Source organism: Nostoc sp., assembly GCF_036917355.1.
In the GTDB taxonomy this organism is placed as follows: Bacteria; Cyanobacteriota; Cyanobacteriia; order Cyanobacteriales; family Nostocaceae; genus Nostoc.
The window spans coordinates 64,358-87,329 of the sequence record NZ_JBALDP010000004.1 but is presented as its reverse complement, the minus strand read 5'-3'; the positions used below and the strand labels follow the sequence as shown (position 1 = coordinate 87,329).

20 protein-coding genes are annotated in these 22,972 nt (G+C 41.2%); 8 read left to right on the top strand and 12 right to left on the bottom strand.

What is annotated here, in order from left to right:
- Window positions 1–107: 107 nt before the first annotated feature.
- From V7K53_RS00815 to V7K53_RS00805, 3 genes are all read right to left on the bottom strand, one after another.
- The gene (locus V7K53_RS00815; protein WP_335195810.1) at window positions 108–1,571 is read right to left on the bottom strand and encodes a DICT sensory domain-containing protein; all 1,464 of its coding nucleotides are present in this window, start codon (window positions 1,569–1,571) and stop codon (window positions 108–110) included.
- 224 nt (window positions 1,572–1,795) lie between these two features.
- Entirely contained in the window at window positions 1,796–3,298 is a 1,503-nt protein-coding gene (locus V7K53_RS00810; protein WP_335195809.1) for a UDP-N-acetylmuramoyl-L-alanyl-D-glutamate--2,6-diaminopimelate ligase, read from the bottom strand.
- A gap of 53 nt (window positions 3,299–3,351) precedes the next feature.
- Entirely contained in the window at window positions 3,352–3,633 is a 282-nt protein-coding gene (locus V7K53_RS00805; RefSeq protein WP_335195808.1) for a glutaredoxin family protein, read from the bottom strand.
- A gap of 433 nt (window positions 3,634–4,066) precedes the next feature.
- Between V7K53_RS00805 and V7K53_RS00800 the strand changes: the two genes are divergently transcribed.
- The 7 genes from V7K53_RS00800 to V7K53_RS00770 all read left to right on the top strand — a co-directional run bounded on the left by V7K53_RS00800 (window position 4,067) and on the right by V7K53_RS00770 (window position 12,714).
- Window positions 4,067–5,056 carry a homogentisate phytyltransferase gene (locus V7K53_RS00800; protein ID WP_335195807.1) on the top strand — a complete coding sequence of 330 codons (990 nt, stop codon included), beginning with the start codon at window positions 4,067–4,069 and terminating at the stop codon, window positions 5,054–5,056.
- Window positions 5,057–5,059: 3 nt separating this feature from the next.
- Complete coding sequence (locus V7K53_RS00795) at window positions 5,060–5,533, top strand: tetratricopeptide repeat protein (protein ID WP_322674788.1); 474 nt, start codon at window positions 5,060–5,062, stop codon at window positions 5,531–5,533.
- A gap of 421 nt (window positions 5,534–5,954) precedes the next feature.
- Window positions 5,955–8,108, top strand: a complete 2,154-nt coding sequence (locus tag V7K53_RS00790) for a hybrid sensor histidine kinase/response regulator (protein WP_335195806.1) — start codon at window positions 5,955–5,957, stop codon at window positions 8,106–8,108.
- A gap of 338 nt (window positions 8,109–8,446) precedes the next feature.
- Entirely contained in the window at window positions 8,447–9,673 is a 1,227-nt protein-coding gene (locus V7K53_RS00785) for a tetratricopeptide repeat protein (RefSeq protein ID WP_335195805.1), read from the top strand.
- 185 nt (window positions 9,674–9,858) lie between these two features.
- A complete protein-coding gene (gene cobA, locus V7K53_RS00780) occupies window positions 9,859–11,448 on the top strand; it encodes a uroporphyrinogen-III C-methyltransferase (RefSeq protein WP_335195804.1) in 1,590 nt (529 codons plus the stop codon).
- Window positions 11,449–11,570: 122 nt separating this feature from the next.
- Window positions 11,571–12,167 carry a dephospho-CoA kinase gene (gene coaE / locus V7K53_RS00775; protein ID WP_335195803.1) on the top strand — a complete coding sequence of 199 codons (597 nt, stop codon included), beginning with the start codon at window positions 11,571–11,573 and terminating at the stop codon, window positions 12,165–12,167.
- Between the two features lie 241 nt (window positions 12,168–12,408).
- Window positions 12,409–12,714 carry a hypothetical protein gene (locus tag V7K53_RS00770; RefSeq protein ID WP_335195802.1) on the top strand — a complete coding sequence of 102 codons (306 nt, stop codon included), beginning with the start codon at window positions 12,409–12,411 and terminating at the stop codon, window positions 12,712–12,714.
- A 333-nt stretch (window positions 12,715–13,047) separates the two neighbouring features.
- On the opposite strand, the gene V7K53_RS00765 is transcribed toward V7K53_RS00770, so the two are convergent.
- From V7K53_RS00765 to thrB, 8 genes are all read right to left on the bottom strand, one after another.
- Window positions 13,048–14,451, bottom strand: a complete 1,404-nt coding sequence (locus V7K53_RS00765; RefSeq protein ID WP_335195801.1) for a hypothetical protein — start codon at window positions 14,449–14,451, stop codon at window positions 13,048–13,050.
- Between the two features lie 298 nt (window positions 14,452–14,749).
- Complete coding sequence (locus V7K53_RS33960; protein WP_442940458.1) at window positions 14,750–14,824, bottom strand: transposase; 75 nt, start codon at window positions 14,822–14,824, stop codon at window positions 14,750–14,752.
- Window positions 14,825–14,927: 103 nt separating this feature from the next.
- A complete protein-coding gene (locus tag V7K53_RS00760) occupies window positions 14,928–16,574 on the bottom strand; it encodes a hypothetical protein (protein ID WP_335195800.1) in 1,647 nt (548 codons plus the stop codon).
- 20 nt (window positions 16,575–16,594) lie between these two features.
- Window positions 16,595–16,768, bottom strand: a complete 174-nt coding sequence (locus tag V7K53_RS00755) for a two-partner secretion domain-containing protein (RefSeq protein WP_442940457.1) — start codon at window positions 16,766–16,768, stop codon at window positions 16,595–16,597.
- A gap of 637 nt (window positions 16,769–17,405) precedes the next feature.
- A complete protein-coding gene (locus V7K53_RS00750; RefSeq protein WP_335195798.1) occupies window positions 17,406–17,771 on the bottom strand; it encodes a DOPA 4,5-dioxygenase family protein in 366 nt (121 codons plus the stop codon).
- Window positions 17,772–18,059: 288 nt separating this feature from the next.
- A complete protein-coding gene (locus tag V7K53_RS00745; RefSeq protein ID WP_335195827.1) occupies window positions 18,060–18,596 on the bottom strand; it encodes a universal stress protein in 537 nt (178 codons plus the stop codon).
- Between the two features lie 549 nt (window positions 18,597–19,145).
- The gene (locus V7K53_RS00740) at window positions 19,146–19,658 is read right to left on the bottom strand and encodes a hypothetical protein (protein ID WP_335195797.1); all 513 of its coding nucleotides are present in this window, start codon (window positions 19,656–19,658) and stop codon (window positions 19,146–19,148) included.
- Between the two features lie 29 nt (window positions 19,659–19,687).
- The gene (thrB, locus tag V7K53_RS00735; protein WP_335195796.1) at window positions 19,688–20,602 is read right to left on the bottom strand and encodes a homoserine kinase; all 915 of its coding nucleotides are present in this window, start codon (window positions 20,600–20,602) and stop codon (window positions 19,688–19,690) included.
- Between the two features lie 285 nt (window positions 20,603–20,887).
- Here thrB and V7K53_RS00730 point away from each other — a divergent pair, with 285 nt between their 5' ends.
- Window positions 20,888–21,127, top strand: a complete 240-nt coding sequence (locus V7K53_RS00730; protein WP_335195795.1) for a hypothetical protein — start codon at window positions 20,888–20,890, stop codon at window positions 21,125–21,127.
- 112 nt (window positions 21,128–21,239) lie between these two features.
- On the opposite strand, the gene V7K53_RS00725 is transcribed toward V7K53_RS00730, so the two are convergent.
- Window positions 21,240–22,928 carry an NAD(P)H-quinone oxidoreductase subunit 4 gene (locus V7K53_RS00725; RefSeq protein ID WP_335195794.1) on the bottom strand — a complete coding sequence of 563 codons (1,689 nt, stop codon included), beginning with the start codon at window positions 22,926–22,928 and terminating at the stop codon, window positions 21,240–21,242.
- Window positions 22,929–22,972 lie beyond the last annotated feature (44 nt).

The window sequence follows — 22,972 nt, the reverse complement described above, 5'->3', positions numbered from 1 at the left end:
ACGAATATGAAACACCTCCACAATTTATTTCTAATTTTTGAAGCAATTAAATAAGAGTTATGAGTTATGAGTTATGAATTTTTCACTCATAACTCATAACTTATAACTCATAACTCATTTTCTGTAGCGATCGCTCTTGGGATATTACCAGCAGTTGCCAGTTGCACTGTAAAAGCAGAACCTTCAGATAATTTACTTTTGACAGAAATAGATCCACCACAGCGCAGCAGTAATTGCTGTACTATCGTTAACCCTAACCCAGCACCACCATAATCTTCGGTTGCTGCTGTACGCACGCGATAAAAGCGATCGAAGATTTTGGAAATTTCGTTTTCCGCAATACCGATACCTGTGTCGCGGAATTCTAATTGGACATAATCGCCTTGATTACGGGCACGCACCCATACTTGACCTCCATTAGGGGTAAACTTAAGACTGTTGTGTAGTAGATTAATTACAATTTGTCTGAGTTTACCAGTCACGCACCAAACAGATGGGAGTTCAGTCGGTACGGTGTAGGCTAGCATAATTCCTTTTTCTTGGGCTACAGGTTGGTAGGTACTGACTACTCCAGGTACTATATCTGAGAGACGCACCAACTCCAAAGTCGTCCCGTCCAAATTTTGTTCTAGCTGCACCAGTTCCAAGAAACCAGTAATCAGGGAGTTTTGCTGATCGCACTGGGTATTTAACATCTGTAAATAACGTTGTCGTTGCGGGGGTTTAAGATTAGGGGAATTTAATAATGAAAGTGCTGTTTTCATGTGCGTCAAAGGTATACGTAGTTCCTGACAGACATTTTTCAGGTATTCATCTTTGAGTTGCTCTTTGTTGTGCAGTTCTTGATTTTGCTGCTCTAACTTATTAGTGCGTACTGTGATAATTTGACGATTAATTTCATCTTGTCGGAGGAGTTGTTTTGCCAACAGTTGATTCATAAGTGCGCCTTGGGGCACGGTTGGACAAATAAAACTAGCAGGTAAAATTGAGGATGATTCTGGTGCAATCGCTTGTTGGATACTATTTAATACTTGCTGAATTACTCTCCCCTCAACAGTAGTTATAATCAGCAACGGCTGGTTTTTATTAGTATTTACCTTCCCCGATGTCTGATTTTTGCGTTTTTTAAGTGGTCGATGAGCCAAAATTAAACTGCAAAACTGGGGCGATAACACCATCAGAAAGTTTTCCCGTCGCATTTGGCTATCTGGTGGTAGGTGAACGGGGACATAATTAGATGATGGGGATGAGGGAGATGAGGAGATATTTAATCTTTCCTCTTCCTTGTCTTCCCCTGCTTCCCCTTTCCTACTCTCGTCAATCTGGCAAGTATAAATGAGACTAGACGCACCTACCGAGGATTGATAACGCGCTAATTCTGATTGCCAAATTTTATCTGGTGGTAGCTTCACCCAGAGAGTGGCTGCAATTTGCTGCTCAATGAGTAAGTCAATTTGCGCTCTCACCAGTGATAGCAGAGTAGCAGGACTGAGGGACAATGGTTTCGGAGGCGCTTGCACTCCCATAACCAGTTGATAAACAGACAGATCCTTAGCCAGAGAAACATTCATGAGTCAAGCACAACTTGGATGAAGCAAGAAATAATTCTGTCTTCGATTTTCACCTTTATGTGTGCATTTTTTACAAAATCACCACGGAAAGAAATATTAACTATACAAAAATCCACCGATAAGGGGATTGGGAATGCAGAAGGGAATAGGTTATAGGTTACAGGGTACAGATTATTCCCTGTCATCTGTCACCTCTCCCCTAATTCCAATGCCCAATGCCCAAATTAAGCTTGTACCTTAAGTCTTTGCTGTAAAGCGTCGCGGGCGTGTTCTCGGTCGTCAAAATGGATTTTTTCGGTGCCGAGAATTTGGTAGTCTTCGTGACCTTTACCAGCAAGCAATACTCCATCACCGGGTTGTGCTTGTAAAATAGCGGTACGAATTGCGATCGCCCGATCGCAAATTACTGTTGGCTGCACTGTGCCAGCGATTCCCGCTAAAATATCTTGCAAAATCCTTTCTGGATCTTCAGTTCGGGGATTATCTGATGTCACCACTGCCACATCAGCTAACTCAGCAGCGATTTTACCCATTTTTGGGCGCTTAGTGCGATCGCGATCGCCTCCACAACCAAATACGCAAATCACTTTACCAGGTATAAACGGACGCGCAGCTTTTAATAAATTTTCCAAGCTATCGGGCGTGTGAGCATAATCCACAATCACGCTAATATCTTGCTCAGTACTAATCTGTACCCGTTCCATCCGTCCGGGAACTCCGGGAAACTCAGGTATCACAGATGCCACTAACTGCAAATCTAGCCCTAAGTGTAAAACTGCTCCTACGGCTGCCAGAAGATTTTCTAAATTATATTGTCCGACTAGGGGCGATCGAAAAGCCACGTCACCTTTTGGTGTATGCAATGTCCCACTAACACCATTTGGCTGGTAACTTAAATCGCTCATCCATAAATCAGCGCTGTTGTCGTTGACGCTGTAACTCCAAACCCGTTCGGAATCCAATGACGCAATTAACCGCTTTCCGTAAGAATCATCAGCATTAATTATTGCCCGTCCCTTGAGATAATCAGGACTAAACAACAATGCTTTGGCAGCAAAGTAATCTTCCATATCGCTGTGATAGTCGAGATGGTCTTGAGTAAGATTACTAAATACCGCCACCTCAAATTCACAACCCAACACTCTACCTTGGGCCAACGCGTGAGAACTTACTTCCATCACTCCGAACTCACTCCCAGCCTTCACCGCCTCTGCTAGCTGCTGTTGCAGTTCCACTGCAAAGGGGGTAGTGTGGGCAGCAGTTTGCTCAAAACCTGCCCAACGAGTATAGAGAGTTCCCATCAAAGCTGTAGCTAAATTAGCTTTGTTGAGTAGAAATTCAATTAGATGAGTAGTTGTAGTTTTGCCATTTGTACCAGTCACACCTACCAACTTGAGTTTTCGCCCTGGATAACCGTAAAAAGCATTGGCTATCTGCGCACAAGCTTGAGTTATGTTACTTGCACTAATGACCACAGCCTGATTTGTGGGAGGATTTTTTTGTGCAGCTTCGGGAGAAACGATCGCAGCTACAGCCCCCGATGCGATCGCACTTTGCCAAAATTCCCCACCATCAACCCGCGTTCCTGGCATCCCAATAAACAAATCTCCCACACGACAAGCATGGGAATTCGTCTTTAAACCCCTAACTTCCAAATCCTCTAAAGTTGGATAACTAGGCAATTGCTCAACACTGTCTACCGCTGTTAGTAATTCCCGCAATTTCATTTTGTGAACCTCGTCACATTCTTGATCTTGCGCTTATTCTGCATTATTTTTTTCTAATTGGCTAAATATTTACGCAACATTTGCTCCAATTGCTGCACACTAGCACGAGGAGAAGGACGCGGCAATGGTTTCTCACTTCCTTCCTCATCCTCTGCGCCTCTGTAGTTCGATAAATAAAGTACCGGGACTTCATACTCATACGCAGCAAACCAATCTTCACGAGTCGTAATATCCCTAACTTCCAACTCGAAACTGAGATTTTGGATTTGTTCTAGCTTCTCTTGCAAGCCTTCGCATAAATGACAGCCGGGTTTACTGTATAAAATTAATCGCATTCTTGATATGAGTTGGCGCAAGAAGTTATAAGTTTAGAATAACTTACACGCTTCTCCTGTCGGAGACGCTACGCGAACGGCTTGTCGCAGGCTACCGCAGAGGGCAGGGAGTAGAAGGGAAGCCAATTTCAAAGTCACTCTTCCAAGCTTGGCTACGGTGTACACACATCTTTGTATAAAATCAAAATCGTTGAAGATCCCCCTAAATCTCCCTTAAAAAGGGGGACTTTGACTCCGGTTCCCCCCTTTTTTAAGGGGGGTTAGGGGGGATCTAAACGCTGTGAGGCAACTCTCAAAGACTTGTGTGTACACTGTAGCCCAAGCTTGGGAGAGGGATTTAGGGTGAAAGCTCTTTGATTCATGAAAGAAGTCTAATGACCAAATTCTGTGACAATGATTAACAACCAACCAGAATACTGTATTTAAGCTACTCATGAGCCAAAGTTCTCAAAACAGCCCTTTACCAGGCAAACCTGTTCAATCATATTTCCAGTGGTTATACGCCTTCTGGAAATTCTCTCGCCCTCACACAATTATTGGTACAAGTCTGAGTGTTTTGGGTTTATATTTAATTGCCATTGCCATCAGTAGAGACGCGATTAATCATATTTCTACAAACGCAATTCATGGCGTCTCTACGTATTCCCTACTCCCTGTCTTTGGTGCATGGATTGGTTGTCTGTGTGGCAATGTTTATATTGTGGGGCTGAATCAATTAGAAGATGTAGAAATTGACAAGATTAATAAGCCTCATTTACCCCTAGCATCTGGTGAGTTTTCCCAGCAAACTGGGCAATTAATTGTCGCTTCTACTGGGATTTTGGCCCTGGTTGTGGCGTGGCTAACTGGCCCGTTTTTATTGGGCATGGTAGCAATTAGTTTGGCCATTGGTACTGCTTATTCTTTACCGCCAATTCGCTTAAAACAGTTTCCCATTTGGGCGGCGCTGTGTATTTTTTCGGTGCGCGGTACGATTGTTAACTTAGGTTTATATCTGCATTACAGCTGGGCGTTGCAACAAAGCCAAACGATTCCGCCTGTGGTGTGGGTGCTGACGTTATTTATATTGGTGTTTACCTTTGCGATCGCTATCTTTAAAGATATCCCCGATATGGAAGGCGATCGCCTCTACAATATTACCACTTTCACTATTAAACTTGGCCCCCAAGCTGTGTTCAATCTGTCTCTTTGGGTAATAACTGCCTGCTATTTAGGAATAATTCTGGTTGGGGTGCTAAACGTCGCCTCAGTTAACGCTATATTCTTGGTAGTTACTCATTTGGGGCTGTTGGCTTGGCTGTGGTTGCGGAGTTTGACGGTAGACTTACAAGAGAAAAGTGCGATCGCTGAATTCTACCAATTTATCTGGAAACTCTTTTTTATGGAATATCTGATTTTTCCTATCGCCTGTCTTTTGGCTTAGACAATGCTAGAAACCTTTCCCACTAGTTCGATTCTCGCTGCTGTTGTAGTTGTTCTGAGTCTGTCAATCCTTGGCTATTTCGCTTGGAAAACTTTGATAACCTCAGACTTGTTTCAAAAAGGTATCAATCTTGCCCAAGCAAAAGATTACCAAGGCGCAGAAGCAGCTTTTCGCAAAGTGATTTCCATCAATTCTACTAATGATGTCGTGCGCTTGTTTTTGGGAGATGTTTTAAACCAGCAAGGGCAAGTAGAAGAAGCAACAGAATTATTTCGGGAAGTAATTCGCCGCAGTCCGAAAAATCCTGATGCTTACTTGCGTCTGGCGAATATCCTCATGCAGCAAGAGCGAGAAGAAGAAGCTAAAACTAACCTGCAACAAGCTAAAGATTTATTACAAAAACAGCGCCAACCTGAAAAAGCTAAAAAAATCACTCAACTGTTAGATAAAATGAGTGCTAAGTCAAGTGAATCTTAACTTTAATCACAATTGCAGAGATTAAATTTTCCTGTTGTGTCTCCTAATTTTTTGCCATTCCCATCATTATGATGAGAATGGTTTTTATTTGGTAATTTACTGTTGTATACCATAATTATGTCCGCAATTTCCGCAAGTTTAACCACACTCTTTACAGCCCTTACAATTGCAATCGGATGCGCGACAAGCTCCATAACCAAAATGAATTTATTTAGGCTTTAGAAAAGAAAATATTAAGAATTTTAAATGACTGATTTTTGCCAAATAGCGATGATCTTAACAGCCTTTTTGTTTTGTAAAGATATATTGTAGTCTCCTTAAGCAGTGCAGAAATTAGACAGTAATATTTTGGGACTAGAATAGTATTAAGCAACGGCAAAAATTTAGTAATAGATTTTATAGCTTAAATAATCCAGTGTTTATGTCAAATATAATATCAGAATTGTGGACTAACTTTTTGACATCAGAATCATTTATTCCACATGGACACTGCTATCTATGGCAAACGAATTTAGTTTGGTTACACATATTATCTGACGCATTCATTGCACTAGCTTATTACTCGATTCCAGCTACACTCTTCTACTTTGTCCGCAAGCGACAAGATTTGCCCTTTGATTGGATTTTTTTGCTGTTTATTGGATTTATCGTAGCTTGCGGCACTACTCATTTAATGGAGATTTGGACACTTTGGCATCCAACCTATTGGGTGTCGGGGTTTCTCAAAGCAGTAACTGCCACAATCTCTGTAATTACAGCATTAGAGCTTGTGCCTTTAGTTCCCCAAGCATTGGCATTTCCTAGCCCTACTCAATTAGAACAAGCAAATCAAGAACTTCAAACCCAAATAGCCGAACGCTTATCGGTAGAGGAGGAACTACGAAAATACCAGAATCATCTCGAAGAAATGGTTGCTGTTCGCACCAATGAAATTACTCAGACTAACGAGCAATTACAACAAGAAATACTTGAACGCCAACGCATCTTAGAAATTCTCCGGCAAAGTGAAGAACGCTACCGTTACTTGGCTGAGGCAATTCCTCAACTTGTTTGGACAACTAAACCTAACGGTGAATGCGATTATTTTAATCAAAATTGGTGCGAATACACTGGGCTAACATTAGAGCAATCTTTGGGTTCTGGTTGGTTGGCTGCATTGCATCCAGATGATGTTCAAAGAGCTGATAAAGTGTGGTCTGATGCTGTCAAAAATAGCACTATGTATAACAATGAATATCGCTTTAAACGAGCTGCTGATGGCTCATATCGTTGGCAGCTAGCGCGAGGTTTACCACTTAAAGATGAGCAAGGTTTTGTAGTCAAGTGGTTTGGAACCTGTACAGATATCCACGAACAAAAACAAATACTTGAAGAACGAGCGCACCTGCTGGAATTAGAACAAGTAGCACGAGCGAAAGCAGAAACAGCCAATCGAATTAAAGATGAATTTTTAGCTGTTCTCTCTCACGAACTACGCACTCCACTCAACGCAATTCTCGGCTGGTCAAAGTTGTTGCAAACCCGCAGGTTAGACGAAACAAAGACATCTGAAGCACTAGCCACAATCGAGCGAAATGCTACCTTACAGGTTCAACTCATTGAGGACTTACTGGACATCTCCAGAATTTTACAAGGCAAACTGACACTGAATATCACAAAGATTAATCTAAAGTCTACGGTATTGTCGGCACTACAGACAATGCAGTTAGCAGCAGAAACAAAGTTGATTGAGGTGAATACAGTATTTGAAACGAGCGTGGGACAAATCATGGGTGACTCGACTCGTTTGCAGCAAGTCGTCTGGAATCTCCTTTCTAACGCAATCAAATTTACACCCAGGGGAGGAAAGGTAGAAGTGCGACTCCAGGAAACTGATGGCTATGCTCAAATAATTGTTAGCGATACGGGTAAGGGAATTAGCGCTGACTTTTTGCCATTCGTGTTTGATTACTTCCGCCAAGCAGATAGCACCTCTACGAGAAATTTTGGTGGATTAGGGCTGGGATTAGCAATTGTACGTAATATCATCGAAATGCATGGCGGCATTGTCAAAGCAGATAGCCACGGTGAGGGTCAAGGGGCAATATTTACTGTTAGCTTACCGCTTCTACCAGATGAAAGTCCAATGCGGACGGATAAACAAAATTACCCTACATTCTTAGCTACTAACTCCTTACCTTTAAATGGCATCAGGGTTTTAGTTGTCGATGATGATACTGATTCACGAGATTTTGTTGCTTTTGTATTAGAGCAAGATGGGGCTTTTGTAATGGCAGCCTCTTCCGCTGATGAAGCATTACAAACTTTAGCAGAGGTCAAGCTAGATGTGTTAGTCAGCGATATTAGTATGCCCGATATGGATGGCTATATGTTAATACATGAAGTGAGAACTCGGACACCAGAACAAGGTGGAAGAATTCCAGCAATTGCCTTGACTGCCTTTGCGAGAAACAATGACTACGAAAAAGCCCTAAAAGCTGGGTTTCAGATGCATTTATCTAAACCTCTGAACCCAGAAAAATTAATTGCAGCAATTGTGAAATTGATGGAAACAAAAGTGTCAGCAATTACCTAAAAACCACTTTTTAATTTTAATAAAACACATCTATAGTGGGGAAAATGGTAAGGGTTAAAGGGTAAAGGTATGAAATTTCTCCTTACCCTTTAAAATGCACCCCAACATGTTGCAAAAGTTACTTTTGCAAGATGCCTATTGTGTACAAATAGCCATTTATATGAGAGTACACTTGTATCAAGTTAGCTTAATCACTTATAATTCCAGCTATAACCTCGCCAAAGCTACACTTTTGCTCTCCTAACGGCAAGTGAGGAAGGGCTGAGATAGGGTTTTTTGACGATCGCAGTTAACCGAACTTGATATTAGATGTAAACCAAGCAGGTAAGGTAAGAAAAATGCTGAAAAACAAGAATCTACTGGTAGCAGCTATTATCTGCTTGTGTTTAAGTAATGGGAATACTGCCTTTGGTCAAAATGTTGGCGTTATTTTAGCAAAAATTCAAAATACTCAGTCGGCAGTTATTCGGAACAAAAACGCAGTTGCTAACTTCGAGCAAGGAAGCAATCTCTATAAACAGGGAGATTTAAAAGGAGCAGAGGCGGCTTTTCGGAAGGCAATTGAACTAGAACCCAATTTTGCACAAGCCTATATAGCCTTGGGAAATACTCTCGACGATCGAGGTAAACCACAAGAAGCGATCGCTCAATACAATAAAGCCATTAGCCTCGATCCTCAAGACTCTAGAGCATATTTTAATCTGGGTTTGACTTTAGCAAGACTGAATCAGTTAGAACCTGCGATCGCGCAATATCAGAAAGCCATCAGCCTTGAACCCAAGTATGCTGAAGCTCACTATAACTTAGGAAATGCTCTCTACGCTCAAGGCAAGCTAAAAGAAGCAGTTACCGAATATACAGCAGCTATTCGCCTCAAACCAGACTATGCGCCGACTTACACCCGTTTAGGAAATGCTCTGTACGATCGAGGTGAGCTAGCAGAAGCAGTTACTCAGTATAAAAAATCTATTAGCTTCGATCCTAACTATGCAGATGCTTACTATTACTTAGGAAACGCCTTGTACGCTCAAGGAAAGCCAGCAGAAGCAATTGCTGGCTATACCGAAGCGATTCGCCTCGCTCCGAAAAATCCAGCAGGTTATAATGCTTTGGGAAATACTCTGTACGCTCAAGGCAAACTAGAAGAAGCGATCGCACATTACCAAAAAGCCATCAGCTTCGCTCCCAACTATGCAGATGCTCATTATAATTTAGCAAGTGCTTTTTACGCTCAAGGCAAGCTCACAGAAGCAATTGCTGGCTATACCGAAGCGATTCGCCTCGATCCCAAACACGCACAAGCTTACACAGGTTTAGGAAATGCAATGGACGATCGAGGTAAACCTCAAGAAGCGATCGCACATTACAAAAAAGCCATTAGCCTTGTACCCAACGATGCATTCACTTACTATAATTTGGGAATCACTTTGGGAAGACAACAACAGCCAAAAGAAGCGATCGTTAATCTCAAAAAAGCTAGAGAATTATTCCAAGCTGAGAAAAACAAGGAGATGGTTGAGCAAGTCGATCGGCTAATCCAAAAAATTAATACCCAGACGAATTGAATAAAGGGTATGGGGCATGAGGATCAGGGGAGCAATACTGCTCGGTTAAAGGGAAAAGGGTAAGGGGAAAAGGATTGGAAAGCTCGATATATAAGGTTTTTTCCCTTTAACATGAGTCCCTTTCCCCCAAAACCCGACAAGTATTGAGCAGGGGAGAATGACAAATGACAAATGACAAATGACAAATGACAAATGACAGAGGTAAAGTCTACCTCGTAGGTGCTGGGCCTGGAAATGTAGCATACCTGACAGTAAAAGCTTACAATCTCTTAACTACTGCTCAGGTGTTAGTTTACGATGCTTTAGTAGATGCTCAATTATTGCAGTGCGTACCAGATGATTGTCTGAAATTGGATGTCGGTAAACGTGGTGGCAAACCCAGTACAAGCCAAGCACAGATTAACAAGTTACTGGTAAAGCACTGTCTGCAAGGAAAACAAGTTATACGGCTCAAATCAGGCGATCCGTTGATTTTTGGGCGTTGCACTTCCGAAATTGAAGCCTTGAAAGCATCCGGTTGTGATTTTGAATTAGTACCAGGAATTTCCTCAGCCCTTGCAGCACCTTTATTGGCAGGAATTCCCCTAACAGATCCGGTGTTAAGCCGCACTTTTGCAGTGCTAACAGCTCATGAACCAGAGGTTTTAGACTGGGAGGCGCTGTCACGCTTAGAGACACTGGTAATTTTGATGGGAGGGCAACATCTAGCAGAGATTGTAGATCAACTGGTGCGACATGAGCGATCGCACTTAACACCCATTGCCATTATCCGTTGGGCAGGAACTCCCGATCAACAAATTTGGACAGCGCAACTGGGCAATATTCTAGAACAAACCGCCGGATTATCCCTTTCCCCGGCGGTAATTGTAATTGGCGAAGTTGTTGGGCTACGCAAGTACTTACAACCTGAGAAAATAGATTGTCAGGTTTCGACTACAGCCAAAACTTTTAGCCCCCCTGCTATGTCAAGCAATTTCCCCCTATCTCCCCTTACTGGTAAAATGATTTTGGTGACACGTTCAGTTGGCCAATCGAGTCAATTTAGCGATCGCCTCATTGCATCAGGTGCAACAGTCATCGAAATGCCTACCTTAGAAATCGGCCCGCCCTCCAGTTGGGAAGCTTTGGATAATGCGATCGCTCATTTATCTGACTTCGACTGGTTAATTCTCACTTCTACCAATGGCATAGACTACTTTTTTGAAAGGCTTATTGCCCAAGGTAAAGATAGCCGTGCCTTAGCTGGCATCAAAATTGCCGTCGTTGGTGAGAAAACAGCCCAAGGTCTCAAACAACGCTCTCTGCAAGCAGATTTTATACCCCCCAACTTTGTTGCCGATTCTTTAGTGGAAAATTTCCCAGATAAATTAGATGGTAAAAAGGTGTTATTTCCCAGAGTTGAAAGCGGCGGCAGAGAAGTTTTAGTTAAGGAATTAACTCTCAAGGGAGCAAATGTGATAGAAGTTGCGGCATATCAATCTTGTTGTCCTAGTAGTATTCCACCTGCGGCAAAGTTAGCTCTCCAAAACCGCAAGGTAGATGCAATCACCTTTGCCAGTTCTAAAACTGTACAATTTTTCTGTCAACTTACTAATAGTATATTTTCCAACAACTCTGACGCTAGCCAATTATTAGAGGGAGTTTGTATTGCCTCTATCGGCCCCCAAACCTCTAAAACTTGCCATGATTTATTCGGACGTGTGGATGTAGAAGCCGAAGAATACACTTTAGATGGTTTAACCCAAGCACTGATCGCATGGGCGACAAATTCTTAGATGAGGGAGCAGGAGGGCAGGGGAGCAGCACTTCTCTACGAGAGGCTGCCCCAACGGCTACGCTCAGTGACCAAGGGAGCAGGGAGAATGACAAATGACAAATGACAAATGACAAATGACAAATGACAAAACGTATAATCGGCTTAACTGGAGGTATCGCCACAGGCAAAACCACTGTCACCAATTATTTAGCTAGCACTTATAACCTGCCGATTTTGGATGCAGATATTTATGCTAGAGAGGCAGTATCTTTAGGTTCGCCTATTTTGGGTGCGATCGCTCAACGTTATGGCGAACAAATTCTACTACCAGATGGCAGCCTCAACCGCCAAAAGTTAGGCGAAATTATCTTTAATCGTCAAGATGAACGCAACTGGATAGACAATTTGATTCATCCTGATGTGCGCGATCGCTTTCTCAAAGCAATTGCTCAGTCTTCGTCACAAACACTGGTGTTAGTAGTGCCTCTATTATTTGAAGCTGGGATGACTGATTTGGTAACAGAAATCTGGGTAGTGCGTTGTTCCCAAGAACAACAACTACAAAGATTGATACAACGAAACCATTTAAATACAGAACAGGCACGAGCCAGGATTAACAGCCAATTATCCATCGAAGAAAAAATGGCTCATGCAGATGTCGTTTTAGATAACTCTTCTACCCTAGAAGTACTACTGAAGCAGATAGATGTAGCTCTCGCCACGACAAGTAGTGACTAAATTATATTGATATTAAAATATATACATATATGACATTTTCAAGACATAAAAAGCTTATTAATTAATACTAGATAGTTAAGCAAAAACTTATATCTCACCAAATCTCGTCCAACAGTTAGGTGATTTTACAGTTGAATCTGCGGTTAATAGTACTGTAAATTTAAAAGAATCGGCTTTTAAATGAATTATAAGTTCTATTTTTTAAATGTTTTTCAGTGCCTTCTCTTCAATCAGAACAGGTATGAACTTAAGTTTTAGTTTTTTCAATAAATTATCTCTGGTTATCTCTCCAGTAACAGAATTAAAACAAAAGAATAAAATCCATGATTACAGACAACAAGTTTGTGGAGGCGACTACATATTTGAGCGCCTCAATGAAGGAACAATCGGGTACATGACTGGAGTAGGGAAAAGCATTAAAGCTTGCGATCGCATTATTTTACGAGAAGGTTGTGAATCTTATCAATATCAAGTTGAAGAAATTGATTACTATTCAGATCCATCTGATATGTGGATAGCTTTACTCAAGCAAATACCGAATGACTAAATATTAAATTCAACCAGTTTCTTCGATTCTAGAGTTCAATATAGTTCATAGTGAGCAACAAAATCCTGATATAGAGACGCAATTTATCGCGTCTTTAAAAACCAATTATCTACACAATTTTCCTTTTTTTACTAGAGAATAGTAAAAGTAATACCAATTGGAAAAAAGAATGCAACGAATAGACCATTTGTAGAGAGGCGATTTATCGCGTCTTTACCCAAGGATGTGTTGCAATCATTAATTGAATTGGTATAAGGTATACCATAATCGCCTCCTCGCTTGTTATGAGGGGAGTGAGGTTTTTATACCTCACTCAACCGAGAACAGCTATATCTATGTTAAATCGATCAAAAAATGAGCTATTAAAGTATTTCTTTCATAGGATAGCAAGTAAAGATGCAAAAGATTTGGATTATCTTTATCAAGGTGCATCACTGAACCATCAACTGCTAAGTGATGATGATCTATCCACCGCTCCTGTGAATCTAGTAAAAAACTGAAGTAGGGACTGACATCTGGATGATTTTTTGTTAATTCTTCATAGCTTTGATAAAAAGGAGGTATCCCAATTCCCATCGGCATATATAAGCCTTTAGAATAATCTGTTACAGGCAATTGAGGAAGTTTTTTCAGATTAATACCACTAATGAATAATCTATTTTGTTCGCCAGTCTTGGTATCTGTGAATCCTAGCTCAATTTCCTGTAAATTTTGTTCAACGCCAATCGGTTTAATGTTCCTTAAAATGGCTTTGTCAAATTTGCCTATTCTCCAGTATTGATTTCCCCAAGGCTTATTTTGATCGTAAAATCCTGGCGCTCGAAAACTTGCAAACTTAACTTCATTTTTAACGTCGTAAAAATCTCTCCATTTGGTGATGTTGGTCGCTAGCGTAGTTCTAACTTTTCTACTTTGCTCTCCTGATACAATTATCCTCTCATCAAGGGGGAACTGAGTAGCAACTTCTTTTTGATCGATTACATTTCTTAAAAGATTAGTTTTTACTATTGTGCCGCTCGGATCTTGCCAGTGTTCTAATTTCCACCAATGCTGCCAATATGAAATCTTATTAATTTTTTCAAAAATATTTTTGTAATGTCCAATTGGGAAAGTAAACCAACTTTGATAATAAAGGGTTTTGTTATTATCCTCTTTAGTAAAAAGTAAAATTTCCCAGAATCCGGCATTTAAGCAATTATTAGCCAAAGCTATCTCTACAATATTTTGCTTTTCAAAACCATCTCCTCCAACAATTTCTATATTTTTTGAATTGGCAGGAAAACTAATCTGTTGCCTGTTCCACTCCCTATCTGTAAAAGCGATTATTTCTAAACCTTTATCTTTTTTGACCCATTCTGGTGCTTTAGGAACTAATAGCTCTAAATCAACATTTTTTATAACTATTTTTGCTGTATTTTTGTCTGTTGCTTCCAGTACAAAATCGAAATGTGTATCATCTTTTTTAATAAGTGTTAATTTTCGATTAGAATATCGTTTAAAATTTTTTCCTAATGGTGCAGGATTGGCTGGATAATCGACATTAGATAATTCTTGTAGTTTTACACTCATCTGATTATCAAATTTATATCTAGATTTAAACCAGAAACCACCGAGTCCCAGCAAACCAAGGCAGAAAATAAGAGTACTAAATAAAATCTGTTTCTTCGTGACTCTGAAATTAGCTTTGCCGAATTGGGAAATGCCTGCAATTTTTTCTTTCGCAGAGATGTTTTTCATTAGATAAATTTCTTTTTATGAGAATGCTGCTTAACAGCATAGCATTCTGCAAAACGGATGTCTTATTTCTATTTTTAACTAAGAGGTTAATAAACAGTTACCTGCAATCAAGGAATTTAATACCAATTCTTGTAGATGCTGAACGTTATACAAATTCTCTAAAAGCTGGCTACAGATAAAGCCACCAAATATATTGCCTTCGAGCAATAGATGCAATAATTGGTCTGCTTAATTTCCCAACTTCAGCATAGAGAGCAGCACGTAATTCATCGAGGTTTTTTGGTAATAACCAACGAAGTCACCGCTTAATATATTGCCAAACCTGCTCAATTGGATTTAACTCGGGGGAATGTGCAGGCTGAAATAATAAAATAATATTACAGCAGATTCGGAGTTTATGAGGTACAGTAGCAGCAATTTGTCAACCAAATTTAAAATCTCTTTGTTAAAATATTGACTTCCGAAACTTTTCCTGCCTACTTATTTATAAGCCTTAAGAGATTTGTTAGTGTCGTTCCTGAGTAGTATTGAATATCGGGAGAATGAGTAACTTTATCTACAACGAAACCAATTTTCATTCCAGATGTATAGGTAACTCCGGAACGGGTAGTTTGTTCAATGCGAATTTCATACTCAACAGCTTGCCCTGGTTGAAGCCAAGAATCAAAGCGATCGCCCAAATTGATTTGATAAGCATCGGCCCAGTGAGGATAGGGTCGATGTGGAACAAGTGGGTAAGACATCTCGCTGACTTTGGAGTTGTTCTGAGACAAAATAATTGTCAATGTAACCGTTTTTAACTCGCCCAGAAGCTTACCTTCATCTAAAAGAGTAAAATTGCGGGGATCGGGGAAGCGATCAAATCCTTTAAATTTAAAACGTCCTAAACGTTTAGGGTGAATACCTCCAGTAATCGCAATTTCGGTTTGGTTTTGCGAATTATTGAGTTTATATTCCAATGTGCCTGGAATATAAAATTGCAATTTCCCCGATTCAGTAATTTCAGCTTTTAGCAAAGGATCTCCTAAATCTTGTGGGCGTTTAACAGTTTGCCAAGACACTTTAAAAGAATTTTGGACGGTTTCTAATAAACGATAACTATCTCGGACATCCGAACCAGTACCAAGTAGACTCCGTAGTCCCGTTTTTTTCGACAAATTTTTCTTGATCAGCCCAATGCTTCGATCGACTAACAGGCTAACGCGATTGCCATAACTAATTTGTTCTTGAGGAATTTCTGTACCCTTGACTAACAATACTTGACCGTAACTACCAGGTTCCCCATCTCTACCGTTGCGTCCCGGTTGACCAACGAGGCCATTCTCACAAGTAAAATCTCTCTGCTGTGATAGACCAATATATTTCCAGCCATAACGGTAGTTTGGATCTAAATTTAGAAGCTGCTGGGGCTGATATTGTTGTTCGTCATAGAACGCATCACCCGAACAGCGAAATAATTCTCTTTTAATTTCTTTCCACTCGGCGTTAGCTACATTGATTTGTTGCGCCATCAATGCCCAAGTACAGTAGTTTACACTCCAGCGCGGTTGAGTACAGTTACATCCACTACCTGCTTGTCCGCCCTTTCCTCCAACACCTGCCCTCCCGCCCCGATTACGTAACACCACATTCTTGAGTTGAGATAATGACTCAAAGTAAACAGTAGCATTACCGCCATGACCACCATGACCGCCATGACCACCATTACCGCCATTGCCGCCTTTAGCACCGCATACATTCACTGTCACATTCTGGGGCTGTTGGCATCCAGAAGCTTGTTCACCAGAAATAGCAGATTCTCCCGCTTCGCCATCTGTACCGGAGAGGTCAATCGGTTGTAGTTGTTCGCTAGCGCGAATTATTTGATCTAATGCAGAGTTCCCATCTCGTCCAGACCGACCATCTACACCATTTCTACCAGCTTGTCCAAAAGTTTGTACTTCAGCAGCAACAACATTGACAGCTAGACTATTAATAATTGTTGCCAGAAGGCATAGTTTGAGAATGTACTGAAGCGGCTGATTAATATTCACACAAGTCAAATAAATTAAATAAAACTTTTGATATAGCAATCCTAAATGAGTTACGAACTGGGGTTTGAGTTGGGTAAAGCCAGTCATCATTGTTTTGTTGAGTATTTTCTTTATACAAGTAGTTTATTGAAGGCAGTGGTTGCTACAAATGAACCACCGACAAAACTGCCATTAGAACCAAAAACGATGTCATTGGGATTTACAAAAAACACGTTAGCTGTGTCATTAGTACGAATTAAGCCATCAATATTAGAAATATTGTTACCAGTCACAAGAGTAAAAATGTTATTAAAGACTAGTCAAGCATCAATCAGGTTACAAATTTTTTATTATTTAGCAATTAACCTAATAAAATTTCATTCTCAAACTCAAATTTTTCGCAAAAACTTAAAAATTTTACAAACCTTTACAAACACGAACGCTACTTATCCCACTTCACCAGCACCCCATACACACAAGCGATACCCCACTGCGGAAACTTCGCCAACAATTTCTCGATCGCAATCTGCAAAGCCGGATCGTCACTCCAGCACTAGAGCAAAAAGTCAAACCCCGGATTCTGCACCGAATTCGCCGCTCTGTTAGAAAATTGCTCCAGTTGAAGAGGGCAAAATAGAGCAATTTTTCGCTAAACTTACAGCGTATTTCAAGTAAATGAAGACACGGTTAGGGGCAAAACATGTTATGCCCCTACGATTATCTGTACTGCAACTTAAGCTTTAGTCAGGTTTGATCCTCGACTTTATCCATTTTTCCTTTCTTGCGAATACTTACAGCAAACCGCTAAAAGCGCCTATACATAGGCTGAAACCTTTATTGATTAAGAAATTGGACTTTTTCAATTTCACCAAAATTAGTCACAATAGAAAAAGTTTCACTCCTCAAAGCAAAACTTTTACCCAACAACGTCGTTTACTTTCCTTAATTAGATAAAGTCGGACTAAGCTGTTGAAGAAACTCAATATTTAAATCTAGCTTTTCTCCTAACCATAGGGAATGAACTGCGTGGTCTGCCACAGCATCCCCTGTCTCAGGGTGAACGAGAATATCCAGTCCCTCACGATTGAGCATTAACCAAGGAACGACTTTCTCAAACTGATTCGGTAAGAAAGCAACTTGATACATCGCTTTTGGATGGGGCCCGATGGGCTTGTCAAACCAGCGTCCGAGTTGCACCTCAAACCTAGCGCCTAATCCTTCACGTACACGCGCAGCTGCATCCCGACTCGCAGGATCGAAGTAAACATGAGCATGAAAACCAGCGATCTCGATAGTATCTTCTTCCATAGATCCACTTTTCGCTCTCAACTCTAATTTTGGGTAGCTGACTTTTTATTTTTTACTAAAATCTACGGCGAGCTACGTCCACGCTCAATTTTAGCCCGATACAGTGTAGTTAGGGATCGGTTGTTGGAGATTCAATTTACAGAAAGCATTGATTGAGATAACTAACTTTTATGGGGTAGGCAGCCTACTGGGCGTTATTGTTAGCGCAGCCTCTTGCACAGAAGTAGCGATCGCGCCGAAGTTTTGCCCACCCTAATTATGCAAGTTAAATGTGGAATAGCTTAGTAGTTAGTTAACGCTGAAAGCGCTTGTAGTTTCTTTGACAACTTCATCTATTTTAGGAGTAACTGAAAGATGCACAACATGCACTGAACAAGGAGCATGGTGAAGAACATAGTTACTCACACTACCGAGAAATAGTTCCATCAGCCGAGAATGACCCCGACGCCCCATAACAATTAGGTCAGCGTCACAACTATGGGCTAAATCACAAATAATGCGACCAGGATTACCAACATTTTGTGTAAATTCCGTAGTCACACCTGCTGTGTTTGCTTGGGCACAGAAAGATTGCAACATCTGGATTCCTAGATTTTTAAAGGTATCCCACTGTTTTTGGTATAACTCAAAGCTTTGACTGGTCAATCCTGGATAGTAGTCCATATTAGACAGCATAGGTACATAAGGACTACCCTCTTCTTCCGAAGATAGGACATGAAGTAACATTAAGCTAGCTTGTGTTAACTTTGCTAAATCCAATGCTTCCTCAAAAACCTGTTGCCCTATTTCCGAGCGATCTAATGCAACTAGAATCTTTTTAAACATCATATAGACCTCCGATTTCATTGGTAATTGGTCTTTACGGTTTCGGGTTTCCAGATGCTGGATTGTCAAAAATGACTAAACCCTCAACTATGTTTAGCGACTTTTGAATTTTAAATCTCTTAAAGGTTTTCGCCTTATATTTATATTTATAGCAAAACAATTTGAGGAACTTGTGAGGAAAGCCAGCATTGCTCTTTGAGCATCAGGGAGCATCCCTTTTGGAAGAAATATCTTTGGGTTCTGAGCCTAAATCCCTTTCTCAAAGTTGCTATGCTTTAGCCACATTTTTCTTAAGATTGCTGTAAATAAGTCAGGAACAGGATTGTAGAACAAGTGGATATATGGATATTTGACAAAAGCAGAAGAATATAAATGACGAAAATTTTCTAGGCGATCGCTAACCACAAACTGGAGATTTTGAGTGGATAACTATCAATGCTTTTGCTCTTGTTTTAAGTAAGTTATATTTTTGTTGAGAAAGATTCGGGTAATGGATAGCCTTGTAGAGAAGAAGTCAATATATTGCATACAATTGCAAAGGCTAAAGTATTAAACAATCCGGTTGACAATTGTCCACACTTCCCCATCAGAGCGGACATAGGGAACAGAGATTGTCTTAAAGCCAGTAATAAAGGGTTTATAATAAATCTGCCAATACATTGGACTCAGTTGATTGGCACAAGCCTTAAGAAAACGGACTTCTGCGGCCAGTTCACTTGCTAGTTGATTAATGCGTTCAGCATGAACCTGAGCCACTTCTTTCGCTTCCTCTAGCTGCTGCTGTTGGATAAGTTGTTTGGATTCACCTTGCCAACGCACTAACTTACCTTGTTTTTGTTTGATCTGGCCTTCCAAGGCGGCGATTGCTGCATCTATGCCTTGGAGTTCAACCGATAATTGGGCATTTTCTCTGGCTTGACGGCGGTAAGCTTCCACCATCGCCTGGGGTGAATCATTCTCGCCAGAGATGACATTATTTTTTATAGTTAGTGCAGCGCGTTCTTCTAAAAGAATCTGAATTTCAGATTTAAGTGCCGCTATTTCAGCCTGAGTTTGCTCCATAAATCGAGTTTTAAATGCTGAGTAAAATATTAAAAGCTTTTTGCGCCTTGAGTATCGAGAGAAAGCGATCGCACCTCGGCTGTAATTCCTTCTTCTTGCCAAGCAGCTAACATCGCCGCCTCCACAGCCTTTGAGTGTAACTGATCCGCCAAAGCTAACAGTGTCGGCCCCGCACCACTAATCACCATACCATAAGCACCAGCACTAACAGCTGCGATGTTGAGAGCATCATAACCAGGAATCAAAGCTTTACGATAGGGCTGATGCAATTTATCTTGCAAAGCTGTCTTTAACCATTGTCCGTTACCAGTTTCTAAGCCGCGCAACAATAATCCCAAATGGGCTGTATTGAAAATCGCATCCGCACGACTCACCTCAGTTGGTAGAACGCCCCGCGCCTCGGAAGTAGAAAGTTCAAAATTAGGAATAGCCACAACTGGTACAACATCTTTATGCCAGGGGACATCACAAATTTCCCAACCTGCGCCACTGGTAGCAGCGAGACGACATCCTCCCAACAAAGCTGGAACTACATTATCAGGATGTCCTTCCATTGCGATCGCTAACTCCATTACCTGCGACTGAGAAAGAGTTGCACCTTCTAATTGATTAGCCGCAACTAATCCACCAACAATTGCTGTCGCCGAACTACCCAAACCGCGCGCCAACGGGACACCTAACTTAATCTCTATTTTCACAGTTGGCGGTGTCTGCTCTATATGTTGATAGAACTTGACAAATGCTTGGTAAAGGAGATTGCTCTCATCAGTTTGAACTCGTTCAGCTTCTATACCAGTGACATGAATAGTTAGCCCACCTTCTTCTAGGCGAGTGAACTTGAACTCGTTGTACAACTTTAAAGCTGCACCGATGCAATCAAAACCAGGCCCCAAATTCGCAGTTGTGGCGGGAACAGTAACAGTTATGGTAGAAACAACAGACATTGGCAAAACTCAGTAATCATCAACTAGCATCCCATGTAAAGGGTTGATTTGTTTATTAGCGATTTAATTATCTGTTGTGGTAGTTTGCATACCCTTGAAGATTTGAGACTGCTGGAACATGAATACTTTAAATCGAGGTTTGAAGGCATTTTCCATACTAACTACCGTACAGATCGTGACGTTACTAAACCCTCTAGCTGTTTGTGGAGTCCCTCAGTAACATGAGCATAACTCAAATGAGTTAAAACTAAAGTATCCAACTTTGAAAGACTATATTAATCTGTTATGGCTTTTTATGTATTGATTCTAAAAGAAAAGGAGGATGAAACCAGCGTTACTTACCACTTTGGCGCACATGAAGATCGTCTCGGCTCTTTATGGATAAATAAATTAAGTGGAGAAATTAAGGAACTTCAAGAAATCCCAGAGCAGAACTCGCAGGCATTTTTTCAACGAGCAGCAGTAAAGGTTTGGCAAAATTGGAAAAAAGGAGCTTTTCCAGAAAAAACATCTTGGGCATCCTGAGAATGATTTGAGATTGATAGCCTATCACTGTGGATAGACTATCAATACTCTGTTATTTCTTAGAAAGATACCTAGCGATCGCTCTTTTTAACAAGTCTATTGGTCAAAAAGCTTACTTCAAAGTTCCCAAAACGGGCGCTACCTCAACCTCGGAAATTTGCGGAACCAAGAATCCCTTAGCATAAATCTGGGGATTGCTTTGCGAGACTATGGCATAAGACTGGCGAAGATTAGCATTGACTGCAACGGTCTTCACATCGTACATCTGCATCGCCATCTTCGGATAGAAACCAATACCAATAATCATCAGCAGAAAACAGGCGGCGATAAATACCTCACGGGGTCTAGCATCCTCATAGACTGCATCTTCTGGCACGAGACAGTCTGTACCAAAACAAACTGTTCCCTCATCTTCTTGATTTTCCAAACCTGCATTATTAATGTCGCAGATGAGTGCTGCACCCTGACCATAAAATACCTCTCGCAGCATGGAAAGTAGATAAATCGGTGTGAGGATGACTCCAACTGCGGCGAGAAAAACTGTTACGGTGCAGAAAGTTGAACTGTAAACGTCACTACTTGTCATCCCAACAAATACCGAGAGTTCGCCAGCAAAGCCGCTCATTCCGGGAAGTGCCAAGGATGCCATCGCCCCAATTGTAAACAGGGCAAAGACTTTGGGCATGGCTTGACCAATACCGCCCATATCTTTCATGACCATTGTGTGGGTGCGATCGTAAGTAACACCTGCTAAGAAGAACAGCACCGATGCAATCAAACCATGCGAGATCATCTGCAACATCGCGCCGTTGATTCCCAAATCAGTGAAGGAGGCAATGCCAAGCAATACAAACCCCATGTGAGAAATCGACGAATAAGCCAAACGCCGCTTCATATTGGTCTGACCAAAGGAGTTCAATGCACCATAGATAATGTTGACAACACCGAGAATGGCTAGAACCGGCGCAAAATAAATGTGTGCATCGGGAAGCAACTCAAGATTCAGGCGAATTAGTCCATATCCGCCCATCTTCAGTAAGACACCAGCTAATATCATCGATACAGGAGAAGATGCTTCGCCGTGGGCATCAGGCAACCAAGTATGCATGGGGAAAACAGCAAGCTTGACACCAAATGCAATCAACAATCCTGCATAAAGTAATAGTTGTAAACCAAGGGGATATTCCTTGCTGGCGAGGGCGGTGATGTCAAATGTCATATTACCGCCGCCATATAGCCCCATTGCTAGGGCTGCCACTAAAATAAATATAGAAGCTGCTGCGGTATACAACAAAAATTTCGTAGCCGCATAACGACGCCTTTGCCCACCCCAAATGCAGACTAGTAGATAGACAGGAATCAGTTCTACTTCCCACATAATGAAAAATAGCAGCAAGTCTTTGGCAACAAACACCCCTACCTGTGCAGAATAAAGCACCAGCATTAAAAAATAGAAGAGGCGAGGTCGGTGGTCGACTTGCCAAGCCGAAAATATCGAGAGTGTGGTGACAAATCCGGCTAAAAGCACAAGTGGCGCTGAAAGCCCATCGACTGATACCGCCCAGTTAAAACCTAACTGAGGTATCCAGGCATAATTTTCCACCATTTGAAAACTAGCACTGCTGGCATCGTAATGCTTCCAAAACGCATAGCACATCAAGGCAAAATCTGCAATACCTACACCCAGTGCATACCACCGCACGCGCTTACCATCTTTATCAGGCAACACAGGGATAAGCAGGGAAGCAACAAGTGGCAGTAAGACAATCGCGGTAAGCCAGGGAAATTGATCCGCTATCATGTATGTATAGAAAAATACTTATTTAGTTAATTATGTCATTCTAC